At 47.4% G+C, this 23,128-nt stretch carries 17 protein-coding genes; 3 read left to right on the top strand and 14 right to left on the bottom strand.

The features are described 5' to 3' along the window. Positions 1–64 precede the first annotated feature (64 nt). From HB364_RS10345 to HB364_RS10310, 8 genes are all read right to left on the bottom strand, one after another. A complete protein-coding gene (locus tag HB364_RS10345; RefSeq protein WP_167287912.1) occupies positions 65–2,884 on the bottom strand; it encodes a sugar-binding domain-containing protein in 2,820 nt (939 codons plus the stop codon). 9 nt (positions 2,885–2,893) lie between these two features. Beyond that, entirely contained in the window at positions 2,894–4,573 is a 1,680-nt protein-coding gene (locus tag HB364_RS10340; protein WP_208419929.1) for a glycoside hydrolase, read from the bottom strand. Between the two features lie 132 nt (positions 4,574–4,705). Then, positions 4,706–6,295, bottom strand: coding sequence for a RagB/SusD family nutrient uptake outer membrane protein (locus tag HB364_RS10335; protein ID WP_167287911.1), 1,590 nt, complete (start codon positions 6,293–6,295; stop codon positions 4,706–4,708). Positions 6,296–6,391: 96 nt separating this feature from the next. Next, positions 6,392–9,556, bottom strand: coding sequence for a SusC/RagA family TonB-linked outer membrane protein (locus HB364_RS10330; protein ID WP_167287910.1), 3,165 nt, complete (start codon positions 9,554–9,556; stop codon positions 6,392–6,394). A 17-nt stretch (positions 9,557–9,573) separates the two neighbouring features. Next, positions 9,574–10,662, bottom strand: a complete 1,089-nt coding sequence (locus HB364_RS10325; protein WP_167287909.1) for a hypothetical protein — start codon at positions 10,660–10,662, stop codon at positions 9,574–9,576. A gap of 19 nt (positions 10,663–10,681) precedes the next feature. Then, positions 10,682–11,770 (bottom strand): hypothetical protein, encoded by a 1,089-nt coding sequence (locus tag HB364_RS10320; RefSeq protein WP_167287908.1) that lies wholly within the window; start codon positions 11,768–11,770, stop codon positions 10,682–10,684. A 181-nt stretch (positions 11,771–11,951) separates the two neighbouring features. Further along, on the bottom strand, positions 11,952–15,284 hold the full coding sequence (locus HB364_RS10315; RefSeq protein ID WP_167287907.1) for a DUF5107 domain-containing protein: 3,333 nt from the start codon (positions 15,282–15,284) through the stop codon (positions 11,952–11,954). 213 nt (positions 15,285–15,497) lie between these two features. Then, on the bottom strand, positions 15,498–16,838 hold the full coding sequence (locus HB364_RS10310; RefSeq protein WP_246228465.1) for a sugar porter family MFS transporter: 1,341 nt from the start codon (positions 16,836–16,838) through the stop codon (positions 15,498–15,500). 147 nt (positions 16,839–16,985) lie between these two features. On the opposite strand from HB364_RS10310, the gene HB364_RS10305 reads away from it, so the two are divergent. Beyond that, the gene (locus tag HB364_RS10305; RefSeq protein ID WP_167287906.1) at positions 16,986–17,879 is read left to right on the top strand and encodes an AraC family transcriptional regulator; all 894 of its coding nucleotides are present in this window, start codon (positions 16,986–16,988) and stop codon (positions 17,877–17,879) included. A 110-nt stretch (positions 17,880–17,989) separates the two neighbouring features. Here the strand turns inward: HB364_RS10305 and HB364_RS10300 are convergent, their stop codons facing one another. The 3 genes from HB364_RS10300 to HB364_RS10290 form a co-directional block, all read right to left on the bottom strand. After that, entirely contained in the window at positions 17,990–18,394 is a 405-nt protein-coding gene (locus HB364_RS10300; RefSeq protein ID WP_167287905.1) for a hypothetical protein, read from the bottom strand. Between the two features lie 168 nt (positions 18,395–18,562). Then, positions 18,563–18,919 (bottom strand): hypothetical protein, encoded by a 357-nt coding sequence (locus HB364_RS10295; RefSeq protein WP_167287904.1) that lies wholly within the window; start codon positions 18,917–18,919, stop codon positions 18,563–18,565. 10 nt (positions 18,920–18,929) lie between these two features. Next, entirely contained in the window at positions 18,930–19,241 is a 312-nt protein-coding gene (locus tag HB364_RS10290) for a hypothetical protein (protein ID WP_167287903.1), read from the bottom strand. Between the two features lie 212 nt (positions 19,242–19,453). Here HB364_RS10290 and HB364_RS10285 point away from each other — a divergent pair, with 212 nt between their 5' ends. Both HB364_RS10285 and HB364_RS10280 read left to right on the top strand, forming a co-directional pair. Then, a complete protein-coding gene (locus HB364_RS10285; RefSeq protein WP_167287902.1) occupies positions 19,454–20,095 on the top strand; it encodes a recombinase family protein in 642 nt (213 codons plus the stop codon). A gap of 10 nt (positions 20,096–20,105) precedes the next feature. Continuing rightward, positions 20,106–20,498, top strand: a complete 393-nt coding sequence (locus HB364_RS10280) for a hypothetical protein (protein ID WP_167287901.1) — start codon at positions 20,106–20,108, stop codon at positions 20,496–20,498. Here the strand turns inward: HB364_RS10280 and HB364_RS10275 are convergent. From HB364_RS10275 to HB364_RS10265, 3 genes are all read right to left on the bottom strand, one after another. Next, positions 20,436–21,569: a M23 family metallopeptidase gene (locus HB364_RS10275; RefSeq protein ID WP_167287900.1), complete on the bottom strand. Its 1,134-nt coding sequence runs from the start codon at positions 21,567–21,569 to the stop codon at positions 20,436–20,438. The genes HB364_RS10280 and HB364_RS10275 overlap by 63 nt on opposite strands. Positions 21,570–21,618: 49 nt before the next feature. Further along, a complete protein-coding gene (locus tag HB364_RS10270; RefSeq protein ID WP_167287899.1) occupies positions 21,619–22,422 on the bottom strand; it encodes a hypothetical protein in 804 nt (267 codons plus the stop codon). 349 nt (positions 22,423–22,771) lie between these two features. Continuing rightward, a complete protein-coding gene (locus HB364_RS10265) occupies positions 22,772–23,008 on the bottom strand; it encodes a hypothetical protein (RefSeq protein ID WP_167287898.1) in 237 nt (78 codons plus the stop codon). Between the last annotated feature and the right edge of the window lie 120 nt (positions 23,009–23,128).

Raw genomic sequence — 23,128 nt, 5'->3', positions numbered from 1 at the left:
GAAAGGCGTTACTAACCATAGAGGCTGTCCCCTGATACGGGACAGCCTTTTATATGTCAACGGTCTATTTAAAATACTTCTGCACATCCACCGGCTGCAATACAACAGAAGGCTTGAACGCAGGATTGTTCATATACTGCAGCAGGCTATACCGTAGTTGCCTGGCGCCCGGCCGGTTGTCCAGACCGGTAGTAATATCCATACTGCAAAAGACCAAACTGCCTTTACCCACCTTTGCCTCAAACAGGTTGGTGAGGTTTTGATTGCGTACAAAATTGTCTATCACCCGCACAATGATCGCCTGCTCCGGCAAGCCATCCGCTACCAGGGTTTTACTGCGTATGGTCAGGTCCCACCATTGCCAGTCGCTATGATCAGCAGTAGGGAAACCAGCCAGTGCTTTGTGGTTATTATTGATGAGCAATCCCATGGTGCCGGGCTGATTGGGGAAATGCACGGGGCTCCAGAATACAGGCACGAACTTTCCCTTTATGCCATGCAAGGTATCGGGTAAAGGACACAGCAGTACCTTGCGTCCGTTTTCCAACGCCTGCAATGCCTCCTGCACAGAGGCCGTAACCATCACCTCCTTACTGTTATCTTTCAAACCGGCAGGATACACCCATACATTCCAGGCATTGCGATAGGGGGTACCCTTTACCGTCAGCTCAATCGTTAGCCTGGTAGCTGCAGTAATACGCTGAAGGTCAAAGTTTATCTCACCTGCCGCTAAACAATTTCCTACCGGGTAATCTTTTACGCCCGCAGTTCCTGCTTTCAACACCTTTCCCTGGCCATCGCTTATCTTCCACAGCAGCTCTGCCTTATTCAACGGCTTGTAAAAATTAGCCAGCTCCATGCCGGCTTTAAACGTTTCTTCATTGGTGTATACTGCCTTCGGAAAGCGAAGCAAAGGGGTAAGCTCACTGCAATATTGGTGGAACTCTTTTGCAGTCACAGCGCCCTTGCTTTCCCAAAATGCATTCAACAGGCCCACCAGTGCTGTGCCCTGCCCGGGAAAATCCTGCAGTTGTAACAACTGGAATCCGTCGAACCCTTTTGTTTTATAAGCCCGTTCTATCTCTTCTTTATACAATAGCGTGGCAAACTTGCCGGTGGCTTTCAGGTAAGCAGGAGCCAGGTGCAGCAATCCCTTTTTGGCCATATCATCCCGCACACCAATAAAATTCTGCGGCACCAGGTTGCCCTTGTATTTGGCAATCTCATTCATATCGGGAAACACAGAATACTGGCCGATCTCATGGGAAATAAGAGGCACTTCCAGTCCCTCAGTAGAACCCGTATAATCTTTAGAAAAATTAGGTGGCTCATCGTTGAAGACACCCTGCCCTCTTACCCAGCCTTTTTGGGTCCATTGGGTTACGTAGTAATCATCCTGTGGTTGTGGCAGGCCGGTAATCTCTTTTTGAAAAGTAAATGTGGTGGTGCTGTACAGGTGCCGGTTATCTTTCTTCTTTAGTTCCGCTACCAGGTTATTCAACTTACCGAAATCCCCTTCCAGTTCATTACCCATGCTGAAAAACAGGAAAGAGGGATGGTTACCATACATATCGAGTATACGGTGAGCTTCGCGTTCAAGAAAATGGAAAGAAGCCGTATCGCCGCCAACTTTCAGGTTCCAATGCGGCAGTTCCACCTGCAAATAGAAGCCTAGTTCATCGGCAGCTTTAAAAGCAGTTGCCGGTGGACACCAGCTATGAAACCTGAACGAATTCAATCCATAAGCTTTGGCCGTGTTGAACAGCGCCTTCCATTCGGGTAACTGCATAGGCGGATACCCTTTCAGGGGGAATATGATACATTCCAGGTTGCCACGAATAAAGATCTTGTTATCGTTGAGGTACAAGTCGCCTGTCTTTGTTGTAAACTCCCTGATACCAAAACTGGTTTTAACAGTATCCCTACCAGAAGTGGATTGTACAATGGTCACCAATTGGTACAATTGCGGAGAAAACTCGTTCCAGTATACTACCTCTTTGGCAAAGGGAATACTGGCCATCAGTTCCCTGCTTGTTTGACCGGTTTTTGTAAACCCGGCCGGCCAACGCTTACCTGTTTTTGTATCAAGTACGTACGATCTTATATCGAAAGCAGTACCGGCAGGATTATTCACCTCGTACTGAATATCCAGTTCTTTGCCTTGTAGATTTGGCAACACCCTTATATTATCAAGAGAAACGGTTGGTCTTGCTGTCAGCGAGATACTGCCAATGATGCCATTCCACTTGATCTGGGTATGGTTGGTATAGGCATGCGCCATTTCACTGCTTTCTTTGGCAGGATATTGTTTGGCGTATACATTGATCCCCGGGTAGATGTTGGCGTTGTCAACACAAATGGTAATGGTTTGCTTTTTGCCGGGCGTAATGTAAGGGGTAATATCATACTGGTGTGCGGTCACCAGGCTTTCCCCGCTTTCGGATACAGGCTTTCCGTCAATCCACACGGTTGATTTCCACAACACGCGGCCAAGGGTTAAGGTTACCTGCTTCGATTGCCAGTTGGCAGGGATGGTAAACGCCCGTGTATAAAAAGCCTTGCCGATGAATTCCACTTTACGTGCCAGGTGGGCCAGGGCGGCAATGTCCAACCCCGGTTGTACGGTATTCTTTGTACCGATACCCGCATCGTCGAGCGTGCCTGGCAAACTGATAGCATGCGCTACGCCATTGGAGGAGTCCAGGCTTACGGTCCATTTGCCTTGCAGGGATAATTCCTGTGCGGGTGCCGCATACACACTTAAACAACCTAGTACAATAACAAAAATGTTCTTCTTTAGCCGCAGCGTCCTCCCGCTGGTGCGGGACAAGCTCTCCGGGAGACACTGCGGGGAATTGAATACAATAACAAGAAGGTTCTTCATACTAATCGCCTATTTATAAGTACCCACAAAAGTAGTAACGGATCTTGCGCCAACCTTTATTTTGTCACCAGCATTGGACTCACTGTACTGTAATTCCTTATTATCGGAAGTAGTGTAAGTTTTCAGTGCGGCATTGGCAAAGCTCAACCCGCTGAGTTTGATGTTTTCATCTTTATTGGTCATGTTGATCACTACGATCACGGCTTCTTTGGTAGCAGGATTCTTATACGCAGAGATCATCAGTTTGGTAGCGGCTGTCTGCGGACTGGTCATGCCATCCAGCGTAGCATCCACCCTGATCATACCCGGACGGATAAATCTTGAATAGTTACCCAGCGCCCACAGCATTTTGGATCTATAAATGAGGCCATCTGTTTTGGTGGCCGTCAGCTCACCCATATTGCCATTCAGGTCGGCTACATATACCAGTCCGTCTTTGTAATCCGAAGGACTGATGCCCAGCCACCACTGCCAGGAGCTGGCATTGCCGATGGCCAGGTCGGTATGAATGACCCGCGCAATGTATAAGGCAGCCGTCATGCCCAGGTCCCTGCCGCCCCCCGCAATATTGTCTTCACCGCTGAGGATACAATACTCCGATTGCCAATAGTTCAATCCCTGCCCGATGGCCGATACTTTATTGGCCAGGCTCACCCGGTTGGAGATCAGCGAAGTAATATCCGGCTGTGAAAAATAACTGTGGCTGCTGATGATCTTCTCTACTGAAGGCAAGGAGCCAATATACCCGGCGCTTGCAGCATTCCAGAAATAATTGATCACATCACTGCGGCCGGTATTATTGGATACAGGGCCATAAGCGTAATTATGTGCCGCCACTTCACCAACAGCGAGCTTTTGGGTAAGCCCTTTATTGGTGATTTGGGTATTTAGTTCCCTGATGAGTTGCAGGGCTTCGGTATTGGTGGCAGACGAACCTTCCTGGCTCGCCTCCGAACCATTCTTGGCAATCCAATCCCATTGTGGTTCATTGAACGGACTGATGTATTTAACAGGAATACCGGCCTGCGTATAATTCTTAGCCACCTCTGTGAGGAAATCGGCCAGGTCATCATACTTATCAGCCTTCAGGTTCAGCTTTCCCAACTCGGCGCCGCCATCGCCAAAGGCCAGGCCATTTTTAGCCATCTGTACAGGTGGCGCAATAGAGAATAACAGGAAGTTCTCTACGCCCCTTGTTTTGGCCGCCTGGGCAAACCAGCGGTTACCGGCTTGTTTGTTCCAGTCATACACACCTCCAGCATCCTGGAAACATTCTTCCCTTCTCCACTCTGAAGTGATCTTGCTGGCAGAACCCTGTTCATAACTGCCTGCCCCCACATTGATGCGCCACATCGAAAGACCGATCCCTTTAGGATTACCATTACCATCCATATCCTTGCTGAACAACAGGTCGGCAATCTGGTTGCGTTTATCCAGTGGCCAGTTCTTCCCAATGAACTTCACCCCCCAGCAATCCGAAGCGCCGAAACTATGGATGGTCTGCTTCTCGGCGGTGAGGTTAATGGTGGCATTCAACGAGGTATTGGCAGCACAGGTATCCACACCATTATACATACAGGGATCCACAGGTGCCGGAGGCGGTGTAGGCGGGCCGTATTTATTACAAGCCAGCAGACCTATCACTACAATCAAATTGATCATCATATAAAAATGGAATCTGGTTTTCACGTGTGTAACGTTTAAGGTTTTTGTTTTCACTCGCCAGCGTCCCGCTGGTGAGATTTATTTACAAGCCTCCGGCTTGTTGTAGCAAGCCAGCCGCTTGCAAATACCCTCACTCGCCGGAGGCGAGCGAGTGGATCAATTATACCCCGGGTTCTGCACCAGGGCGCTGTTGGCATTAATGGCGCTGGCCGGGAAAGGCCACAGCTCATGAACGCCTTCTTTAAAATAATAGCCTTTATTGATGGCTTCCCGGTGACCGGCTTTTTCAATAGGATCGGTACTGAGGGTAGTATTGTATTTAACAAAAGTGCCATTGGGTCCCATCAGGAGCGCGATCAGTTTTTTGCCATTGATCGTGATGCGCCGGATATCATCCCACCGGAAAGTACCTTCACCAGCCAGCTCCAGCCGCCGTTCATTCCAGATGGCCAGCTTCAGGGCATCGCCTGATAAGCCTGTTTTGTCGGCCAGTCCTACCCTGGCACGCACCTTGTTCAAAGAAGTAAGCGCGTCTGCCTCCTTGTTATTGAAAGCAGCCGCTTCTGCATGGATCAACAATATTTCGGCAAACCGCATTTTGATATCGTTGAACTGCCAGGGCGAACCCACCCGCTTGTTCAGGGGGATGTAGAATTTCCTGTAATAACGGAAAGAAGTATGTGCCGGCTTGCCGCTGATCAGATGGGAAGGAAAAATGCGGGAAGGCGTTTCATTGTCTACCACTTCCCCGGCCTTGTTGATCGTAGCCTTCCTGCGCACGTTATCCCCTTCTGCTATATAAGCATTCTCCAGATCGCTGGTCAGTCCAAACCAGCCCCAGCCACCATCCACCGTAGCCGCACCTGTTACTTCAGCCGGGATGGGCCCGTTGCCAAAGCCTACGGCATTTTTATAATTCACCTCAAAAAGGCTTTCCGTGCCATTGATGTTCTCCGGTTCAAATATCTTGCTGAAAGTAGTTTCCAAAACATATTTATTGGAGCTGATAATCGTTTGCGCAGTAGCGGCTGCATTGGCATAATCACCATTGAATAAATAAGCTTTCGCCAGGTATCCCATAGCGGCGCCTTTGGTAGCCCGGCCAATATCGGCAGGGCCATATTCATCTTTCGCGGGCAATACGGGTATCGCTTCCTCCAGGTCTTTATAGATCTGTTTGTAAATCTCAGCGGGTGGCGATTTGGCCAGGAACAACGTGGCATCCGCCGGGTCAAAACTGTTGTGCATTACATCACCCCCAAAATCCTTCACCAGTTCAAAATAGAAATAGGCGCGCAGGAACTTGGCCTCTGCAATGTACCGGTTCTTCAATTGCTCAGAAAGGGTTTTCACTTCCGCCAGGTTGGTGATCACGTAATTACAGTTACGGATACCCTCATGCATATTCTTATAGAAATAATCAATGTAAGAATTATTAGGGCTCACACCGGTAAAATCACAAACGCCCAGCTCGGCCGGTCTGTCCTGGTAATCATTGGCGCCCCAGCCATTATCGGTACTGGACTCCATCAGCAACCGCGGGAACAGGCCCTGGTTCCAGTCGCCACCATTCACGTACGCATAACAGGCATTGACGGCGGCCCTGGCATTCTCGGGGTTCTCCATCGAACCGGTCTGCGGGTTTACACCAATCAATTCTTTATCCAGGAAGCTCTTGCTACATCCCGTTAGTATAACCAGGAGCAGGGATAACCCTGTTGTTACGGCCCTGTTTATTGTATTCATGACAAACGCTTTTAATAAATTGAATAATTATTTAAGGTGAGTCGCCCTGCCGCGCAGCAAAGGCAGCCCCGCAGGGCGGCCCACCTTAATCTGATTTTACAACCCTATTGCTATGCCAAATGTGGCCGCCTTCCTGGTGGGTGACTGCGACAGGTCGAAGCCAGGAGCCAGCAAACCAAAATCGGTATTGAATATTTCAGGATTCAGCCCTTTGTAGCTGGTAAACGTGGCAATATTCTGCAGGTTTACATACACCCGCAGCCGGTTGATGTGCAGCTTTTCCGATAACCTGCTGTTCAAAGTATACCCCAGTTGAACATTATTCAGCCGGAAATAATCACCTTTCTCAATGAACCAGGAGTTGGATGATTTCAAATTATTATTGGCATCCTGCGCATCATTGACAAACCTGGGATATGCATTGGTAGACCCTTCTCCGTTCCATGCTTTATTCAAAGACCCTTTGAACACATTGGAACCAAGCGCACCCATTTCAAACCATTTCTTGGCCACCCAAAATACCTTGTGCCCAAAACGTCCGTAACCGGTAACAGCCAGGTCGAAGCCTTTATACTCTACCCGCAGGTTCACACTTAATTCAAGTTTGGGATAGGCATTGCCCATGATGGTTTTATCTTTTTCATTGATCATACCATCTTTATTCAGGTCGGCAAACTTAAAGTCGCCGGGTATGGCATTGGGCTGGATCTTGTTTCCATTCTTATCCGTATGTGCATTGATCTCAAACCAGTTCTGGAACACACCCAGTACATCATAACCATAGAAGTTGCCCAGCAGGCCGCCATTCTTTTCTACTTTGATAAGCGTGCCACCAAGGTCCTCACCTACGCGGTAAGCGCCTTGCGACGTAGCAAGTATCGGCACTTTGTTGGTACCCAGTTCATTCAGGTATACGCGGTTCCTGGAAAGGCCTACGCTCACATCATAGGTAAGTCCGTTCCTTAATTTTTCTTTGTAACCGATGGTGGACTCTATGCCTCGCACTTCCATCGTACCGAGGTTGTACCAGGAACCACTGCGGATGCCGAGGTCGGGACGGCCTGCATCGTCAAAGAACAATACGTCCTTTGATTTGCGGTTATATACTTCGAGGTTTACATACAGCCTGTTCTTTAACCAATAAGATTCAATAGCCCCGTTAATATCCTGTGTGGTTTCCCAGATCAGGTTGGGATTACCAGGCCTTGCCAGCGCTAATATGCTGGAAGGCGCTCCGCCAATAACATAATAGTTATTGGGCCCGCCATAACTTACAATTCTTGTGCTTAACAGATCGAGGCCCACGGAAGGATCATTGAAAGAAGCATTACCCACTGAACCAAAACCACCCCGTATTTTCAGGAATGAAAGCCCTTTCAGCCCTTGTGCAAATTTTTCATTGGACACGATCCACGATCCCGAAACAGAAGGGAAAGTGCCATACTTGTTATTAACCGGGAACCTGGATGAGCCATCCCTTCTTACCGACAATTCAATAAAGTACTTGCTGTCGTATTCATAGTTAAGCCTGCCAAAATAAGACAGCCATGTTTCCCGGTACCGGCTGCCATCGCCACTGATAAAATTGTTGGGAGAAGTAGACAAAATGGGTGTACCGGCATTGCTGGGATTCCATAGGCCCGGCTGGTCAACAGGGATATAAGCCCTGCCCGTTCCATTATTGGCGCCGCTTTCTTTCCTCGACTCCATGCCCACCAACAAATTAAACTTGTGCTCAGCGCCTATGCTGTAAAAATAGTTGGCCGAGTTGGTGAGCCGCCAGTCAACATTGTACCTGCCCGATGAATAAGCCCGTGAGGCATACATATAATTGTCCTTCGTTTGATCGGGCTTGGAAGTTACGCTGTCATAATTCTGGTCGCGCGCGCCATTGGCATTGTTATAAAATGGCGGTGAGTAAGACCGGGAGAAGGTATTGCCGGTATTCACGCCCACCTGGCTGCGCAAGGTGAGGTTTTTAACAGGAGAAATATCAACATGCACATCTCCTATGAGGCCAATAAAATAATTCCAGTTGTGCCTGGACCTGGCAAGCACTGCCACAGGATTGGCATTCCTTTCAATAAAGGAAGCGGAATACTGACTGTACTCATTTTGTCCGGGCCTGCTTACAAAGATGGGCAAGGTAGGCTCGGTGCGCATAGCCGCCATAAGGTCGCCGAGGCCTGAGTTTTGCCAGTTCTCCCATCGTGGGTACAGACTGGTGCCTGCTTTAATAAACCTGTTGGGCTTAAAATCAATATTCACCCTGGCCGTGGCCCTTTGTGAAAAACCATAATAATAAGGACCTTCTGTTCTGTAATAGCCTACACTACCATAAGAAGTTAATTTTTCACTGCCGCCACTCATGCTCACGTTGGCATTGATAATGTTAGTAGGCTTTACAACCGTTTTCCACCAGTTGGTATTTTGCGCCCAGGCCGGTACCGTATAATTGGTGAAACGTCTTTTTTGTATCTCGATGTATTCATGGGCATCGGCCATACCCGGGTTGTCGTAGAACTCTGTTCCGTAGTTCACATTCATATCCGTTTGGGTTCTGCCGGCCTTCCCTCTTTTGGTCGTGATCACAATTACACCGCCCGAAGCGTCGCTTCCATAGATGGCCGCAGCGGCGCCATCCTTTAAGATATCAATGGTTTCAATATCATTTACATTCACCAGGTTTAAATTGGCCCGGCCCAGGTTGATCCCGTCCATGATCACCAACGGATCGGTATTGGTATTGAGGGTAGTAAATCCACGCACTAGTATTTTAGGATATCCATTGCTGGTATTGGTCACCTGCACACCCGTGGCCTTGCCCTGCAGCAGGGTACCCAGGTTATAGGCAGGCTGGTTTTGAATATCCTTGCCACGCACCGAAGCGATGGAAGAGGAAACGGCTATGCGCTTGCTTTTACCATATCCTTTATCAACGATCACTTCCACATCGGCCAGGTTGGTAGACTGCGGCGTAAGCATTACCTCCACATTCGCAGCAGCAGCTACTTCTTTGGTTTCATAACCTATATTGGATACCACCAGTATGGCGCCACTGGCCACTTTGAACGAGAAATAGCCATCCTGGTTGGTAGTGGTGACCGCCTTCCCGTTCTTTTCAGCAACCGTAGCGCCCGACAGTGCCGTTCCATCTGCTGCTTTCACAATACCCTTGCTGGTGATTTGTGAAAAGCAAGGCGCCGCAAACGCCAGCAACAGCACCCCTACACAAACAGCAAACCTTATTGTAATTTTCATAATTGACTTTTTGAATGTTATTGCCTTTCAAACTTTGCCCTGTTCAAATACGTATCAAAGGTTACTTTGTACGTAACAGGCGTACCTGAAATAGGAAAGCCGCCTCCGTTGTTTCCACCGTTGGGCACAGTAGCTTCCGGTTCTTTGCCAATGTCGAAACGCCAGAAATTGGTCCAGCCGTTATTGGTGGTGAAAATGAACGAGGCCTCGGTATAGGTTTGACCGGGAGGCACACCCAGTTTTACTGTTTTGGTAAACAGGTAAGGGTTAACAGGATCTTTATCCAGCAGGATAAGGTTGGGCATCACATTTTGCCACAGCATATCGGGATGGTCATAAAACCCTTGTCCCGCAATGGCTACCTCAGCAAAAGCGTTCGCCGGGTTAGGTGCAGGCAATGGCGTTACTGAATAGGTAAGGTTTAATGTGTGCAGGTTGATCTTATAGTAACCGGTACCGGGTAAAACAATAGGTTGTGCTTTGGCATAATCACCGGTAAGTTTTGTGTTGTTGGCAGGATCAATACCATACATGATCGGCTTGAGGGCCGTCTTGCCCGGGATGAACCATACTTTCGCGTTGGGCGCACTGGCATAATAGGTAGCTTCATAAGTATAAGAAGCTGTTTTCTTGATCAGCAGGGGTACGCCAAAGAGGTCGTTGGTGAGTTTGGAAGGGTTGGGATCATCTATGAGGTACATCTTTGGGAAATCGGCATTCAATAGTATTTTAAACTGGGCAGATGTTTCCTTGCTCCCCACATTGGTAGCCGTGAGTACAATGCTGTGTATTTTATTGGCGGCGGTATCCGGCATGCGGAACTTGTACCGCACATGGTATTTTTTAGGGTAAATGCTGTCCTTCAAAGGAACTGTATTATACAGGTACCAGTCGTCATACCGTAACGTGAAAGATTTGAGACCTACAGAATCGGCCAGATCAGCCTCCAGGTAAAACTCTTCGCCCAGGGAGGTGATCACAATATCATTGGCCAGTGTGATATTGGGCGGGTTGGGCGCATCGGGCAATTTTTCACCGTCTTTCCTGCAGCCAATCACTATCAGCAGCAGGCCGGCTATAAAAAGAGAAAGTAGGCTATTTTTCATATGTGCAGTATTTGAATCGTTATTGTTTGATGGCCTGAACCCTGTTGGTATAGGTATCAAATACCAGCAGGTAGGTAACCGGGTTAGTGGTAATGGGGATATCCGTATTCACACCGCCATTATAAACAGCCAGCTCCGGGCTTAGACCATCATCAAAGCGCCAGAAATTGGTCCAGCCATTATTGGTGGTCAGGATGAATTGTGCGGTGGTATAAGTTTGTCCCGGCGGCGTTCCCAGTTTTACCAGTTTGGTGAAGAGGTACTTGTTGGCCGGATCTTTGTCCATCAGGATAATATCAGGCAATGTATTCTGCCAATTCATAGCCGGGTAATCATAAAATCCCCGCCCTACAATCGCTACCTGGCTGGTGGCAGTAGCCGATGGACTGACATTCTCCACCTTGTACGTTAACAGCAGGGTATTGACCGTAATCCTGTAATATCCTTTTGCGCCCAGTTGAATAGGTAATGACTGGCTGCTGGTGGTAATGAGCTTCTGCGCATTGTTGGGATCCATACCAATGGCTACCGGTGTAAAAGTTGTTTTATTGGGAATGAACCGCACCTTTACATTATCGGTCCTGGCATAGTATACCAACTGGTAAGTATGCGACCCTGTTTTATCCATCACCATGGGTACACCAAACAGGTCGGCATCCAGCGAAGCGGCCTCTGTTACATCCGCCATATACAGTTTGTTATAATTCAGGTCCTGCAGTCCCACCTTTATTTCCGTGAAGTTGGAAGCCCCGCTCTTGTCGGTCGCTTTAATAACAATGGAATGGATCTTCAGCCCGGCATTGGCAGGTATAGCGATGGGCTCGCTCAGCGTGTAGGCTTTGGGATTACTAAAACTGGTAATGGTTTTCGCAATGTTCCAGGGCTGGTAAGTGACCTCTACTTTTTGCAGGTCATTGGCAGCCGTGATCTTCGCGCTGGCGGTGATGGTCTTTCCGGTACTGTCAATTACGAAATCAGCTACCTCACTGAAGGTGATGGATTGGGCCGGCGGGGTATAGACCGGAGCCCCCTCTTCATCCTTTTTGCACTGTACCCAAAGCAGGGAAAAGCATAATACGGGGATCAGTTGTTTTGTTAACTTTTTCATATCGGCATTATAAATGTGAGCAATCGTTGTAAATCACAGTCGCCAGCGTCCCGCTGGGGACGGGTATTTGCAAGCCTCCGGCTTGCTACAACAAGCCGGAGGCTTGCAAATACCCTCACTCGCCAGAGGCGAGCGAGTGAACTATTTCAGCGGATAAGGCAATCGTTAGCGAAGCAATCCGTTATACAGCAATTTCTTTCCGTTGCGCCTCCAGCATAGCCCGGTGTAGCGTAATACCCAGGTGCGCAACATCAAGCTCAGCGGCTTTTGTAAAATGATGATCAGCCTGATCCCACTCCTGCAAACCGAGGTAGCCCAGGCCCTGCAGAAAATGACAGTGAATGTTATTGCGCCTGCTCAGGTCATCATCAAAAATGGTAAGATCAGGAAGGGATACGGCAAAATAGTCCATCCTGATATCCTTACCGGTGTTCTCCGCGCCATAGCGGATTAGGTTTTGAAACCTTGTATGCGCTTCTTCTTTTTTACCCAGTTTCAATAAGGCCAGTCCCTGGTAAAATATCTTATCCGGCTGCTGGTCATTATAGAAAATGGCCTGGGCAGGTACCGCTAACCCAACGGAAGCTTTTGTCCAGTATTCCCGGGCCAGCCCGGGCTCATTCAGTTTTTCATAGCTACACCCCATCCAATAGTGGATATCATTTTCCTGGGCACCATATAACTTCCCCTCCCCTAACCGGTCGGGATAATGTTTTGCTTCCTGTAATAAAGCAAGCGCCTCTTTAAACCGGTTTTGCTGCATAGCCTGCCTGGCCAGCTCCACCTGTATATGCAGGTGCAATCCGGATGTTTTGCCTTCCCCACCCTCCCAGGGATGGAAATTCCTGGCAGCCAGTAATTGCCTGGCGGGTTCATATTGACCTGTGATCACATGCAACAGCACATATTCAGTATACAGGTCATCCCGCTCTTCAATCAGTGATTCATAGGACTTCAAAAATGCCAACCGGTCCTGTGGCGCTCTGTTGAACCGCTTGTACAATTGGTCCAGTTCAAACAGCACCCGCGCATCGGTCGGGTCGCAGGCAAAAGCCCTCTCGTAGGAAGCAAGCGCTTTTTCTATCTTATTAAACTTATTGTAATAAGCAACACCCATATTCCTGTGCGTGGTAGCAAAACCATCATACACAGCGATTGACTTTTTCCAGCAGTCGCCCGCATCCGCATACCGGCGCTTAGCGTAATAAAAATTGCCCAGGTAATACAGTGCCTTATAATCGCCGGGATTCATGGCCACTGCTTTTTCCAGCACTTCAATATCTTCCAGCCTGTTGGGAAACACCTTATCGGGCGAGCATTCAAAAGCATCGAATAACCAGTCTTTGGCTGCTGTATGATTGCCATGCTGGGCAGCATAGCAGCTCAGGTAATAAAATACCAGCGGGTCTTTTTTGGCGGCACCGGCAGGCAACAACAATTGGTAAGCATCTGCATACGCGCCGGCATTGGCATAATCAATAGCTATTTCAATATAGTTATGGCCTGAATCGCGCATCAATGTTTTGAGTGTATTCAATACCCTGGTTGCTTCACTGGCATCTCCTTTTTCCAGCCATATCCTGTGCAGTTCATACCGGCTGCCAAAATCAAAATGATCTATCTGCAGCGACGCATTGATCCATTGAGCCGCCCCCTCATAATCTTTCAGTTGGCGGAGAATAATTGTCTTCAGGTTCCTGGCTTTTCCGCTATGGCTATTGCGTACCAGGGATTTTTCCACCAGCAACAGCGCATTATGCCAGTTGAGCCGCCTGCATTCAATATAGGCCAGTTGCAGGTACGCATTGTCCTGCATGGCAGCGCTCCAGGCGCTTTTATGGAAGGCCACACTGGCTTCATCATAGCGCCCCTGGTACTTTAAAGAAAGGCCCAGGTTGTACAACGGTTCTGCCTCATAGGGATTGGGATTATACTTGTTGAGTTTTTCAACGGCTTTCCTGAAGAACAGTTCACACTTTTTGTATTCACCCCTCCGCAGGTATAAAAGCCCCAGTGCATTGTTATTCCGGATATCAGAAGGGTCTCTGCGGATGGCTTCTGTATAATAATCTTCGGCCACATAAGTAGCATGACGGTATTGCTCCAGGTGAAGTCCTGCCAGGTACAGTTCTTCAGCAGTAGCCAGCTCGCCCGGCATCAGCATGGGTTTCGCAGGTTCGGGTACCGCATCTCCTTTCTTGGTCACAGGCCGGTAGCTCACCAGTATATTACCCTGCGCGTCCAGTATTTCAATACTATAATCTTCCGGGCGATGTACCGGTGATGACAACTGTACGCTTTCTGAAAAAGTTATTGCCGGCGACAACTGCAGGGCCTTCCTGTAGATGATCTCCTGCTGCTTCAGCAATACGATGGTAACTGCGCGTTGTTGGGTAACATATACACCTATCTCTGCCTTATCATCATTGATCTCCAGGTTCACCATCGCCTCCATGGAAGCATTCTTTACATAGCCAATTTCCTTGTAAGGCATGAAGTATTGCCTGAACTCCCGGGCCTCATTGGCCATGATCCAGCTAAAGTCGGGCTGATTATCAGTATACACGCCACACATCAGCTCAATATAAGGTCCGTCGTTATCTGTTAACTGCCGGTCCCATGCTTTACCAAAATCACCCGATCCCCAGGTCCATTGTTTCTTACCCGGACTAATAGTATGATCGGCCACGTGCATCATACCGGCTTTCTTCCGGTGATGATACCCTCCTACAAAATTGAAAGCGCTGTTCACCGCCATATAGGAAGTAGGTACGGGAATATTGCTATACCTCGATATATCGGTGCCGGGCGAATAATCTACTTTATAATAAGTGCCGGTGGCGATGGGGAAAGCGCTCACATCCCTTTTGCCATGGTCATACACCGCCTGCACATCGGGCGGGAAAACGCTTTGGTAATGCTCATCCACCGCTACTGCAGGATTGGCCCACCACAAAAACGTTTGCGGGAAAGGCGTACGGTTATATAGCTTCGCATGCAGTTCAATATAAGCCCTACCCGGATACAGTGTGAAACCTAAAGCACATTTAGTGCGGAACATGATCTCGTATTCATTCACCCATACCGTTTTACTACCATCTGCATTTTCTTCAATGGTATAATCCGTAGCATCAAAAGTGGAGGGGCGGTGGTGCTGTGGCCAGTTAAATTCAATACCGCCACTGATCCAGGGGCCGGTCAATCCTACCAGTGCCGGTTTGATCACACTGTTATAATAAATAAAATGGTAATCGTTGGTTTTATCATAAGCCATTTGAATACGTCCGCCCAGTTCCGGCAGGATCATCACCTTCAGGTATTCATTTTCGATATACAGGGCTGTCCATTCTTTTTCTTCTTTTTCATCAAATACCTTATCAATAACCGGATGGGGGTACACCACACCGCTGCTACCCTGGTACACTCTTTTTTCCAGGAACATAGGATTCTTATCGGGATCACCAATCTTGTAAGTGGGAATGGTAACCAATTCCTTCCACGCTTTAACCTCCATTATATGCTGATTTGCTTATTGAATGTTTGTCGAAATCTTTTGGTGCGTCCCCTGACGGGTCCGCCCATTACGATACAACGATCGTTTCTACAAAGCTTTTGCTCCTACGGAGCAGGGAATACCCTGCTGCTTAGCCCCAGCGGGGCTATCGCTTTGTAGAATTATTCATTAACAACAATTGTGCGCCGTAGGTGCACAACCGCTGGCGCACCTCTAATGTCCCGTAAATATATTTTCCAGGTCTTCCAGTGATTTGCCTTTTGTTTCCCTGATCTTGCGCCATACGAACCAAAAACCCACTACGCAAATACCTGCATAGATATAGAAGGGCGTGAAGGCGCCCATATTCCTGGCCAGTATGGGAAAAGTAAATACCAGTAATGCGTAAGAGAGCCATAAAGAAATAACCGCCACAGAGGTGGCCACGCCTCTTACTTTATCGGGAAATATTTCTGATATCAATACCCAGGTTACAGGCGCCAGCGACATGGCATAGGTGGCAATAGCTGCCAGCAGGGGCCATGCGGCCGCAGGCGATTTTTGCTGCAATAAAAAGGCACTGATGAGGTATAGTAGGGCCAGCGCCCCGGCGCCAAACAACATCAACGGTTTCCTGCCGATCTTGTCCACCTGCCACATGGCCAGGAAGGTGAAAACGAGGTTGATCAGTCCCACAAAAACCGTTTGCTTTAACTGGTCATCCTGGCTGAAGCCAACACTTTCAAAAATGGTAGTGGCAAAATTGAATACCACATTGATGCCGCAGAATTGCTGGAACACTGCCAGTCCAATTCCTATGATCACAGCAGGCAATACTGATTTCTCAAATACAGAAGCATAATTCACTTTCGTAATGCTTTTCACCGTATTGGCAATAGCCGCTACCGTATCTTTTGCATAATCAGGGCCGCCTATCTTTGTTAATATCCCTTCCGCCTTTTTGTGAAGACCCATGGTCAATAACCAGCGGGGACTCTCCGGCAGCCAGGCTACGCCCACCAGGAACAACAGGGAAGGCACCGCGCCAAGTCCTACCATCCACCGCCAGGCATCCACCCCCTCATTGCGGAGTGAATAATTGACCAGGTTGGTGATGAGGATACCTATTACAATGGTCAGTTGATTGATGGCCACCATTCTTCCCCGGATCTTTGCAGGCGCAATCTCTGCGATATAAAGCGGCGACAGCATAGATGCCATTCCTACCCCAATGCCGGCCATCAGGCGGGCGCCAATGAATAAACCCCGCGTAGCTGAAAAGGCCATGGCCAGTGAGGAAACGAAGAAGATAGCCGCAGCGATCATGAGCCCTGGCCGGCGGCCATATTTATCCGCCGCCGTTCCTGCCACGAGGCAACCGATCACACAGCCCAATGCCAGTGATGCTGTGGCAAAACCTTCCCAGTATTCATTAAAGGAAAACTGCTCTTTCAAAAATGGAAGTGCGCCGGAAATAACGGCAAAGTCAAAACCAAATAAGTAACCACCCAATGCCGAGATAAAAGAGATGGCCAGAATATATCCGTGCTTAAACGCGTATCGTGTCATTTCCATGGTAGCAAGCAGTTGTTATAACAAAAATGAGTTTATTAAATACAAAGGACAATGGAAAAAAAGATGCAAATGATGGATATTATTACGAAATTTATAAAATTAAATAGTCGGTATCCCTTTTTGTTTGCTTCCCTAAAGAGGATTTACATGGATAAAATTACGAAACCTGTTGCCGGTACCATCAGGAAAAAAGAAGGCTTTGAAGGGCAGAAAGCCTGCATCCTCACCCATGCCAAAAGGAACTTTTGCGCCAAACACCCTTTTTGTCAGCAACTCTACATTACGGACATTGGCTTTTATCCTACAGCGGCGCTGCACAACCGCGAAAGGAAAAACGGCTGTGCCCAGTATATCCTGATCTACTGCGTAAGCGGCAAGGGATGGTACACGCTCCATAATAAAACACACCAGGTGGGGGCCAACCAGTTCTTTATTATACCGGCTGGTGTGGGCCATCAATACGGAGCTGATGTTGACAATCCGTGGAGCATTTACTGGGTGCATTTTACGGGGAAGGTGGCAGGGTTTTACCACAAGCTGTTAACCGGCTCACAGGCACAGGCGCCGGCTGTTGCCATTGCCAATGCCACCAGGCTGATGTTGTTTGAAGATATCCTGCAACACCTGGAGCTGATGAATAATAATGACAACATCATTTACAGCAATAGCTGCCTGTATGCTTTCCTTTCTTCCTTCCAGGTATCGGAAATGAAGATCTCCATCAATGAAAATGACCTGATACAGCAGTGTATTGCCTATATGAAACAGAACCTGCACAAAAGCCTGCGGCTGGAAGACCTGAGCAAAGCCGTTAATTTATCAGCCAGTCATTTATCCGCTGTTTTCAGGAACAGGATGAAGTACTCTCCCATTCATCTTTTCACTTCCTTCAAAATGCAAAGGGCCTGCCAGTTGCTCATGGATGGCCAGCATAATATAAAGACCATCGCCCATAGCCTGGGCTATGATGACCAATATCACTTTTCGCGGGTATTTAAGAATACGATCGGTGTATCGCCTAAAAAGTTTAAGAAGGAATAGTTGACTGTCTGCCTTTACTCGCTTCCCCCAAGTAGACAAGCATTGAATAAATTGATCGATGATTTACAGGCTTTTGCAGATTTACCCGACATGACAGAGTGACGGAATCGCTATGCAGCCACTGGGTCTTTAATCACAAATTCGGCCAGTTCGGTAGGGTTATTCCGAATGTCTTCGAAAATCTTCATGATCTTATCGCGGTCTTCCTTTTTCCATTGCTTGCCGCCTAAAGTGGAATATTCATCGAGGGCGAGATCAATATCATTCTTGAAGTCGGAGAATTTCAGCGTAATTCCTAACCCTGGCTGGTATTGAAAGTACATTACATACTGGCAGAAACGCGTAAAGGAGTAGAAGCTCTGCCCTGGGTTATTCGAGATAATGACTTTCAAGTTGTTTTCGACCGTCGGAGAAAAGACGATCGGCATGTTCTCAATAACTGTCTTATTCAATGCAGCAATACCATGATCCACGCCATTATCCGTGTGGATGTAATTGATGAAAATCTTTTTCATTTTTTTCTACGATTTAGGTTTTAGATTATTGATAGGCGCAAAAATACCCAAAAACCCTGACGCATTAAAAAAATAAAAATGAATGGCGCCATAGAAAAAGCGGCTGTTTGGGAGAATTGGGAAACTCCTTCACAGCCGCTTTAAGATTAGGGCACGGACTAAAAACGGTCAGGCAGTTTTTCGGATAAATTTTCGACGATTTTTTGAGCGATTTTTTCCAGCGCTTCTTTCATGATTTTTAGGGTTGCTTAAAAAATGATCTTTAGCAATCAAATAGGCTGCCGTTGTAATGTCGCACAGCATCTCATAGACGAATACCCGGTGTTGGGATTTGATCTCATAAACGTTTTCGTCATCTAATGCCAGCTTCAGAATGCCGTAGATTTCATCATGGATTTGATACAGATCATACCCATCCAGGCAGAATATATCGTATAGTATATCAAATGGTTTGTTATCTGTGGGGCCAACGCCGCTAACTTCCTTGAACCATTTTATTCTGTATTCCCAATCATGTACATACATAGCACTAAGTTTATTGAGTAAGAAGTAAGTTGCTCGAGTCATGCCTCGATCTGGCTATCATATACGCAGCAGTTACTACATCATTCAGGAACTCAAAAGTGAAGAAGAAGTTGTCTTCACTGTCACAACATTCTTCTAAGTCCGGTCGGCTGGATGCCATCTTGAACATCTCATATAAATGGTTTCGCACATCAACCAAATTGTAATAACCGAACAATTCTTCAAAGACAGCAATGGGATCATACGTTTCACTATCAACGGCGCAGTCTGGCGGATGGAGTGCAAAGAGCGTCAAATATGGCTCTTTTTTAGGTGTCATCATAAGTGATGGTTTAATGGATAAATGAATGTCATCACTAAGTTAGGAGAAAATAAATTTGGTTCGTATGTATATGAACGTTAGTATACGAATGATTTGAGTTCTACCAGCTCATGAAAACACCATCATATCAACCGTTCCGTTACTGCCGAATTGAAAAATTTATTCAAAAATAATCGTTCGTTTACTGCCGAAGCGTAAAATGAATTTACGTCATGAAAAAGGCAGTGTTGTATTTCAGAGTTTCACGCGAAAGCCAGATATACGGCATGGAGGCTCAAAAGCGGTTTGTTGAAAACTTCCTGAAAGTTTCCGGCATGACGGCCATAAAATCCTATTACGAAAAGGAAAGCGGGAAAAAGGTACGCAGGCCGGAGCTTAGAAAGGCAATACGTTATTGTAAGCGGATCGGCGCAACACTGATCTTTTCAACCATGAGCCGTTTGTCACGGTATGCATTGCTTGTCGCTGACATGATGATAAAGAAAATTCCATTCATCGCAGCGGATAAACCTTATGCCACGGAGCTTGAAAATTTAAAGGAAGCCATCAGGGTACAAGAAGAACGGGAAGATATTAGTAGGCGGACAAAGGATGGCTTACGGGAGGCCAGCGCGAAAGGAGTTGAATTAGGAAAGTATGGCAAAATCCAAGCGGCGAAGAACATAGCATTAGCCAACGCATTCGCCCAGGAGAAAGGGCCAATCATTCAGGCATTGCATGACGAAGGGTATAGCTATGAGAAAATTGCGAAAAAATGGAACAAGGAGCGTATTGGATCATTTCATGAAGGTTGCAAATGGCACGCCTCGACCGTGTACGAAACTTGGAAGCGCAGCACGACGATTAAACCTTAACTGACATACCATGAACGAAAGAACAGTCACAAAAGAACAAGTTGTCGGAGCCGCCGACAAATACGGAGCCTTGATTATGTTCCAGGCGAAAATGTTCACCGAAGACGATCTCAAAGCGGCGAAAGTCTGTGATAACGTTATGTGGGACATTCCCATCATCTTGGCAAAGCCTACGGATCAGCTTAGCCATGTTTCGCAAATCTTACAGCATGTGCGTATGGCATCCATTCAGCTACTGAAGGATGATCCGTTTTTCGACCCGTGGCGTTTGTGGGGGCGGGAGCCTGTTTACTTCCCCTTGTTGGACTTGAACCAGCGCCCCCGATTAATAATCAACCATTCAACGCTCAAACCTGATCACGGTATTGGGCGCAGGACGCTCACCGGTTATTATAATGGGTGATACAGGCGTCCAGGGCGCTTTTCCGAATTGACTAAAATCGGGATAGTTACCCAGCAGGGTAAACCGCTCAAAGGCAAAGGGAATCCCTTCTGCGCCCAATGGGGAATTGGCATTGGCAATATGAAAGTGAAGATGCGGCCCCGTGGTTTGGCCGGTAAAGCCAAGCGTAGCTACCACTTCTCCTTTTTTTACCGCCTGCCCTGCTTTCACGGTAATGCTACCCGGCTTCAGGTGCTCATAAAATACGATGCGGCCGTTGCCGATGTCTATTGAAACGTAATTGCCCGTTGCTTTATCGGAAGGATAAGCCGGATGCCCGGATAAGGTAGCACTCTCCGGAAAATCATCCCGGGTGGAGGCCACTACTCCATCTGCTACTGCTATTATAGGGACTCCATACCCGTACCAGTTCTTTATTTCGTTTTTATCCCCGGCTGCAGACCGGCCCAGCGTGTCGAGCAGTATAAAGTCGATGGCAAAGCGCCCGGGTATTCTTTGTTTACCATCAGGAGCATACACAACTCTGCGGTGCCCGCGCTCCCACGATGGATCATACACCGCAGCCCATGCACCTCCTCCTACCGGCGGTCCCACTATTACGGGAGTTTGCTGAACATCGCTTATTACGGCCCCTGCAACAGATCCAGGCCAGGTTGTATTTTTATGCAATGTTTCATACACAAGCCGGTGCTTAAGTCCAACCGGTTTATTACCAGGCAAAATGACCTCCATGTAAATAATACCTGTTGCCCCGGGCAGAAGGAGGCACTGCTGTTCGCCCTGTATTTCCTTTTTCCTGCCATACTTTTTCGCGAATTCATTTTTATCAACCGACATTACCAAAGCACCATCGGCTGTAAATACATCGAGTTTTTGCAGGAACAGGGAATCGCTGGTCTGGCTGGTGAGATGAAGTTCATAATAAACAGTGGGCTTCCCGCCGATCAGTACCATTTCCGGATCAAACAATACCGTCATTGCCAGCGATGACTTAGTTGGCTGACTAAGAGCAGGTGCAATGCAACTGATGTTTGCGGCAATGAACAAGGCCAGTACTTTTATCAGCTTCATACAGATAAATGTACCTCGTTTATACAAGAGCGACAAATCGTGAAATACCTTATCCCACTTCCAGCACTTTGGCGCTGCCCACATAAGGAGCCTGTCTGATCTGGTTTATATCTTTTACTATACCATAGCGAATGCCCACGGTGAGTACCAGTGTAAAGTTATTATCGGGCGGGCGCAGATCATATTGAATCTTTACCTCCCTCGCTTCTGCCCCCTGTAGCAGGGGAAGCCAGGCTGTGTCTGCATAAACAGCGCAGATGGACGAATAATCCGGGTGAACCGGTACATAGCGTTTGGGGTCACGTACAATATCAGGTACGACACCAAGGCCTATCCGAAGAGAATAATAAGGAAGGGTCACAGGAGGAATGAAATTGACCTGGGGTATCAGTTCCGGAAATTGCACACTGGCATTCAGCTCTTCCCTGTTTAATGTACCCGTCACGGGGTACCTGATCACAGAGTCGAAAGGATGTTGACGGTTGAGCGAAAAACCTTTCAGGTAATGAGTATTGGCAGAGAGGTAGACATTGCGCGCTCCCAGTTCACTCACCAGGTCGCGCTCCTGCACAGGCTTCAGCAAAGCGATCAATGGCCCTGCAATATTGTAATCGGCCAGGGGCTTGTGATAATAGAGCGCCCCCATAATGAATTTGGCTGTCGTAGCCCTGCCGCCAAATTCAGATCCTGCCCGCCGGAATTGGTCAAGATCAGGATCATATTTAATTTTATCTTTGGAGTGACCGCCACTTTTACGGACAATGGTCTTATCCACACCCCTCATTTTGTAGAAGGAAAGACCGTCAAATTTCCCGCGCAGCCCCTCTCCGAGGCCGCCATCAATTGTTCCCATAGTAATAAAATTTAAAGGTTATAGGACAGCCTACCTATAGGTAAGCCATAGCTTATCCAAATATAACTATAATTAATAATTTAAATATAAAGCAAATATATTTTAAGCGCTTTTTCAGCATAGATGCAGCATATTTATATAGGGAAGCTGCATCTATGTTGTACTTATGCTGGATATATGCTGTATCTATGCTGTATCCTATTGTAATCAATAAGGCTCCATAAGCTAAAAGCCCCGCCTGGTATAGGCGGGGCTGCTGCATATTATTAAGTAAGGTTATGTTGACTATAGCACCTTTTTCCACAAGGTGTTGAAGCCATCGGTCATGCGATGGGCCGTTAGGCCGAATCTATTTTTTGCCGGGATTGGAATTGTATTTGGCAGCAAAATAGTGGGCTTCCTCCTGCAGCATTTGCAATACATCGGGAGGTATATTATCGTTGTATTGGCTGCTTACAAATTTATAGAGGCTGTGAAAATCATGATGTGCCTTTCTAACTTCTGCTATTGCTTTCATGCGGGTAGAAGTTTCTGTGGCGGCTACTTCCAGGAATTTATTCACTTCGTTATTTGTGATCAGGCTCATAGGGATAAGCGTTATGAACCTGAAAATTACGACAAACAAATTGATCAGGAATCAATCTGATAACATATATATAAAATCCCGTTAATTCTCCGGTAACATCCCCCGTGAAAACAACAACGA

The sequence above is a fragment of the Paraflavitalea devenefica genome, from assembly GCF_011759375.1.
Lineage (GTDB): Bacteria > Bacteroidota > Bacteroidia > Chitinophagales > Chitinophagaceae > Paraflavitalea > Paraflavitalea devenefica.
Note: the sequence above shows the minus strand (reverse complement) of the source record. Positions and strands in the feature narration are given on the sequence as shown.

What these genes read in the sequence shown, in the direction of transcription:
- HB364_RS10345 (WP_167287912.1), bottom strand. Translation starts at nt 2,884, where the DNA reads ATGAAGAACCTTCTTGTTATTGTATTCAATTCCCCGCAGTGTCTCCCG.
- HB364_RS10335 (WP_167287911.1), bottom strand. Translation starts at nt 6,295, where the DNA reads ATGAATACAATAAACAGGGCCGTAACAACAGGGTTATCCCTGCTCCTG.
- HB364_RS10330 (WP_167287910.1), bottom strand. Translation starts at nt 9,556, where the DNA reads ATGAAAATTACAATAAGGTTTGCTGTTTGTGTAGGGGTGCTGTTGCTG.
- HB364_RS10325 (WP_167287909.1), bottom strand. Translation starts at nt 10,662, where the DNA reads ATGAAAAATAGCCTACTTTCTCTTTTTATAGCCGGCCTGCTGCTGATA.
- HB364_RS10320 (WP_167287908.1), bottom strand. Translation starts at nt 11,770, where the DNA reads ATGAAAAAGTTAACAAAACAACTGATCCCCGTATTATGCTTTTCCCTG.
- HB364_RS10315 (WP_167287907.1), bottom strand. Translation starts at nt 15,284, where the DNA reads ATGGAGGTTAAAGCGTGGAAGGAATTGGTTACCATTCCCACTTACAAG.
- HB364_RS10310 (WP_246228465.1), bottom strand. Translation starts at nt 16,838, where the DNA reads ATGGAAATGACACGATACGCGTTTAAGCACGGATATATTCTGGCCATC.
- HB364_RS10305 (WP_167287906.1), top strand. Translation starts at nt 16,986, where the DNA reads ATGGATAAAATTACGAAACCTGTTGCCGGTACCATCAGGAAAAAAGAA.
- HB364_RS10300 (WP_167287905.1), bottom strand. Translation starts at nt 18,394, where the DNA reads ATGAAAAAGATTTTCATCAATTACATCCACACGGATAATGGCGTGGAT.
- HB364_RS10295 (WP_167287904.1), bottom strand. Translation starts at nt 18,919, where the DNA reads ATGTATGTACATGATTGGGAATACAGAATAAAATGGTTCAAGGAAGTT.
- HB364_RS10290 (WP_167287903.1), bottom strand. Translation starts at nt 19,241, where the DNA reads ATGATGACACCTAAAAAAGAGCCATATTTGACGCTCTTTGCACTCCAT.
- HB364_RS10285 (WP_167287902.1), top strand. Translation starts at nt 19,454, where the DNA reads ATGAAAAAGGCAGTGTTGTATTTCAGAGTTTCACGCGAAAGCCAGATA.
- HB364_RS10280 (WP_167287901.1), top strand. Translation starts at nt 20,106, where the DNA reads ATGAACGAAAGAACAGTCACAAAAGAACAAGTTGTCGGAGCCGCCGAC.
- HB364_RS10275 (WP_167287900.1), bottom strand. Translation starts at nt 21,569, where the DNA reads ATGAAGCTGATAAAAGTACTGGCCTTGTTCATTGCCGCAAACATCAGT.
- HB364_RS10270 (WP_167287899.1), bottom strand. Translation starts at nt 22,422, where the DNA reads ATGGGAACAATTGATGGCGGCCTCGGAGAGGGGCTGCGCGGGAAATTT.
- HB364_RS10265 (WP_167287898.1), bottom strand. Translation starts at nt 23,008, where the DNA reads ATGAGCCTGATCACAAATAACGAAGTGAATAAATTCCTGGAAGTAGCC.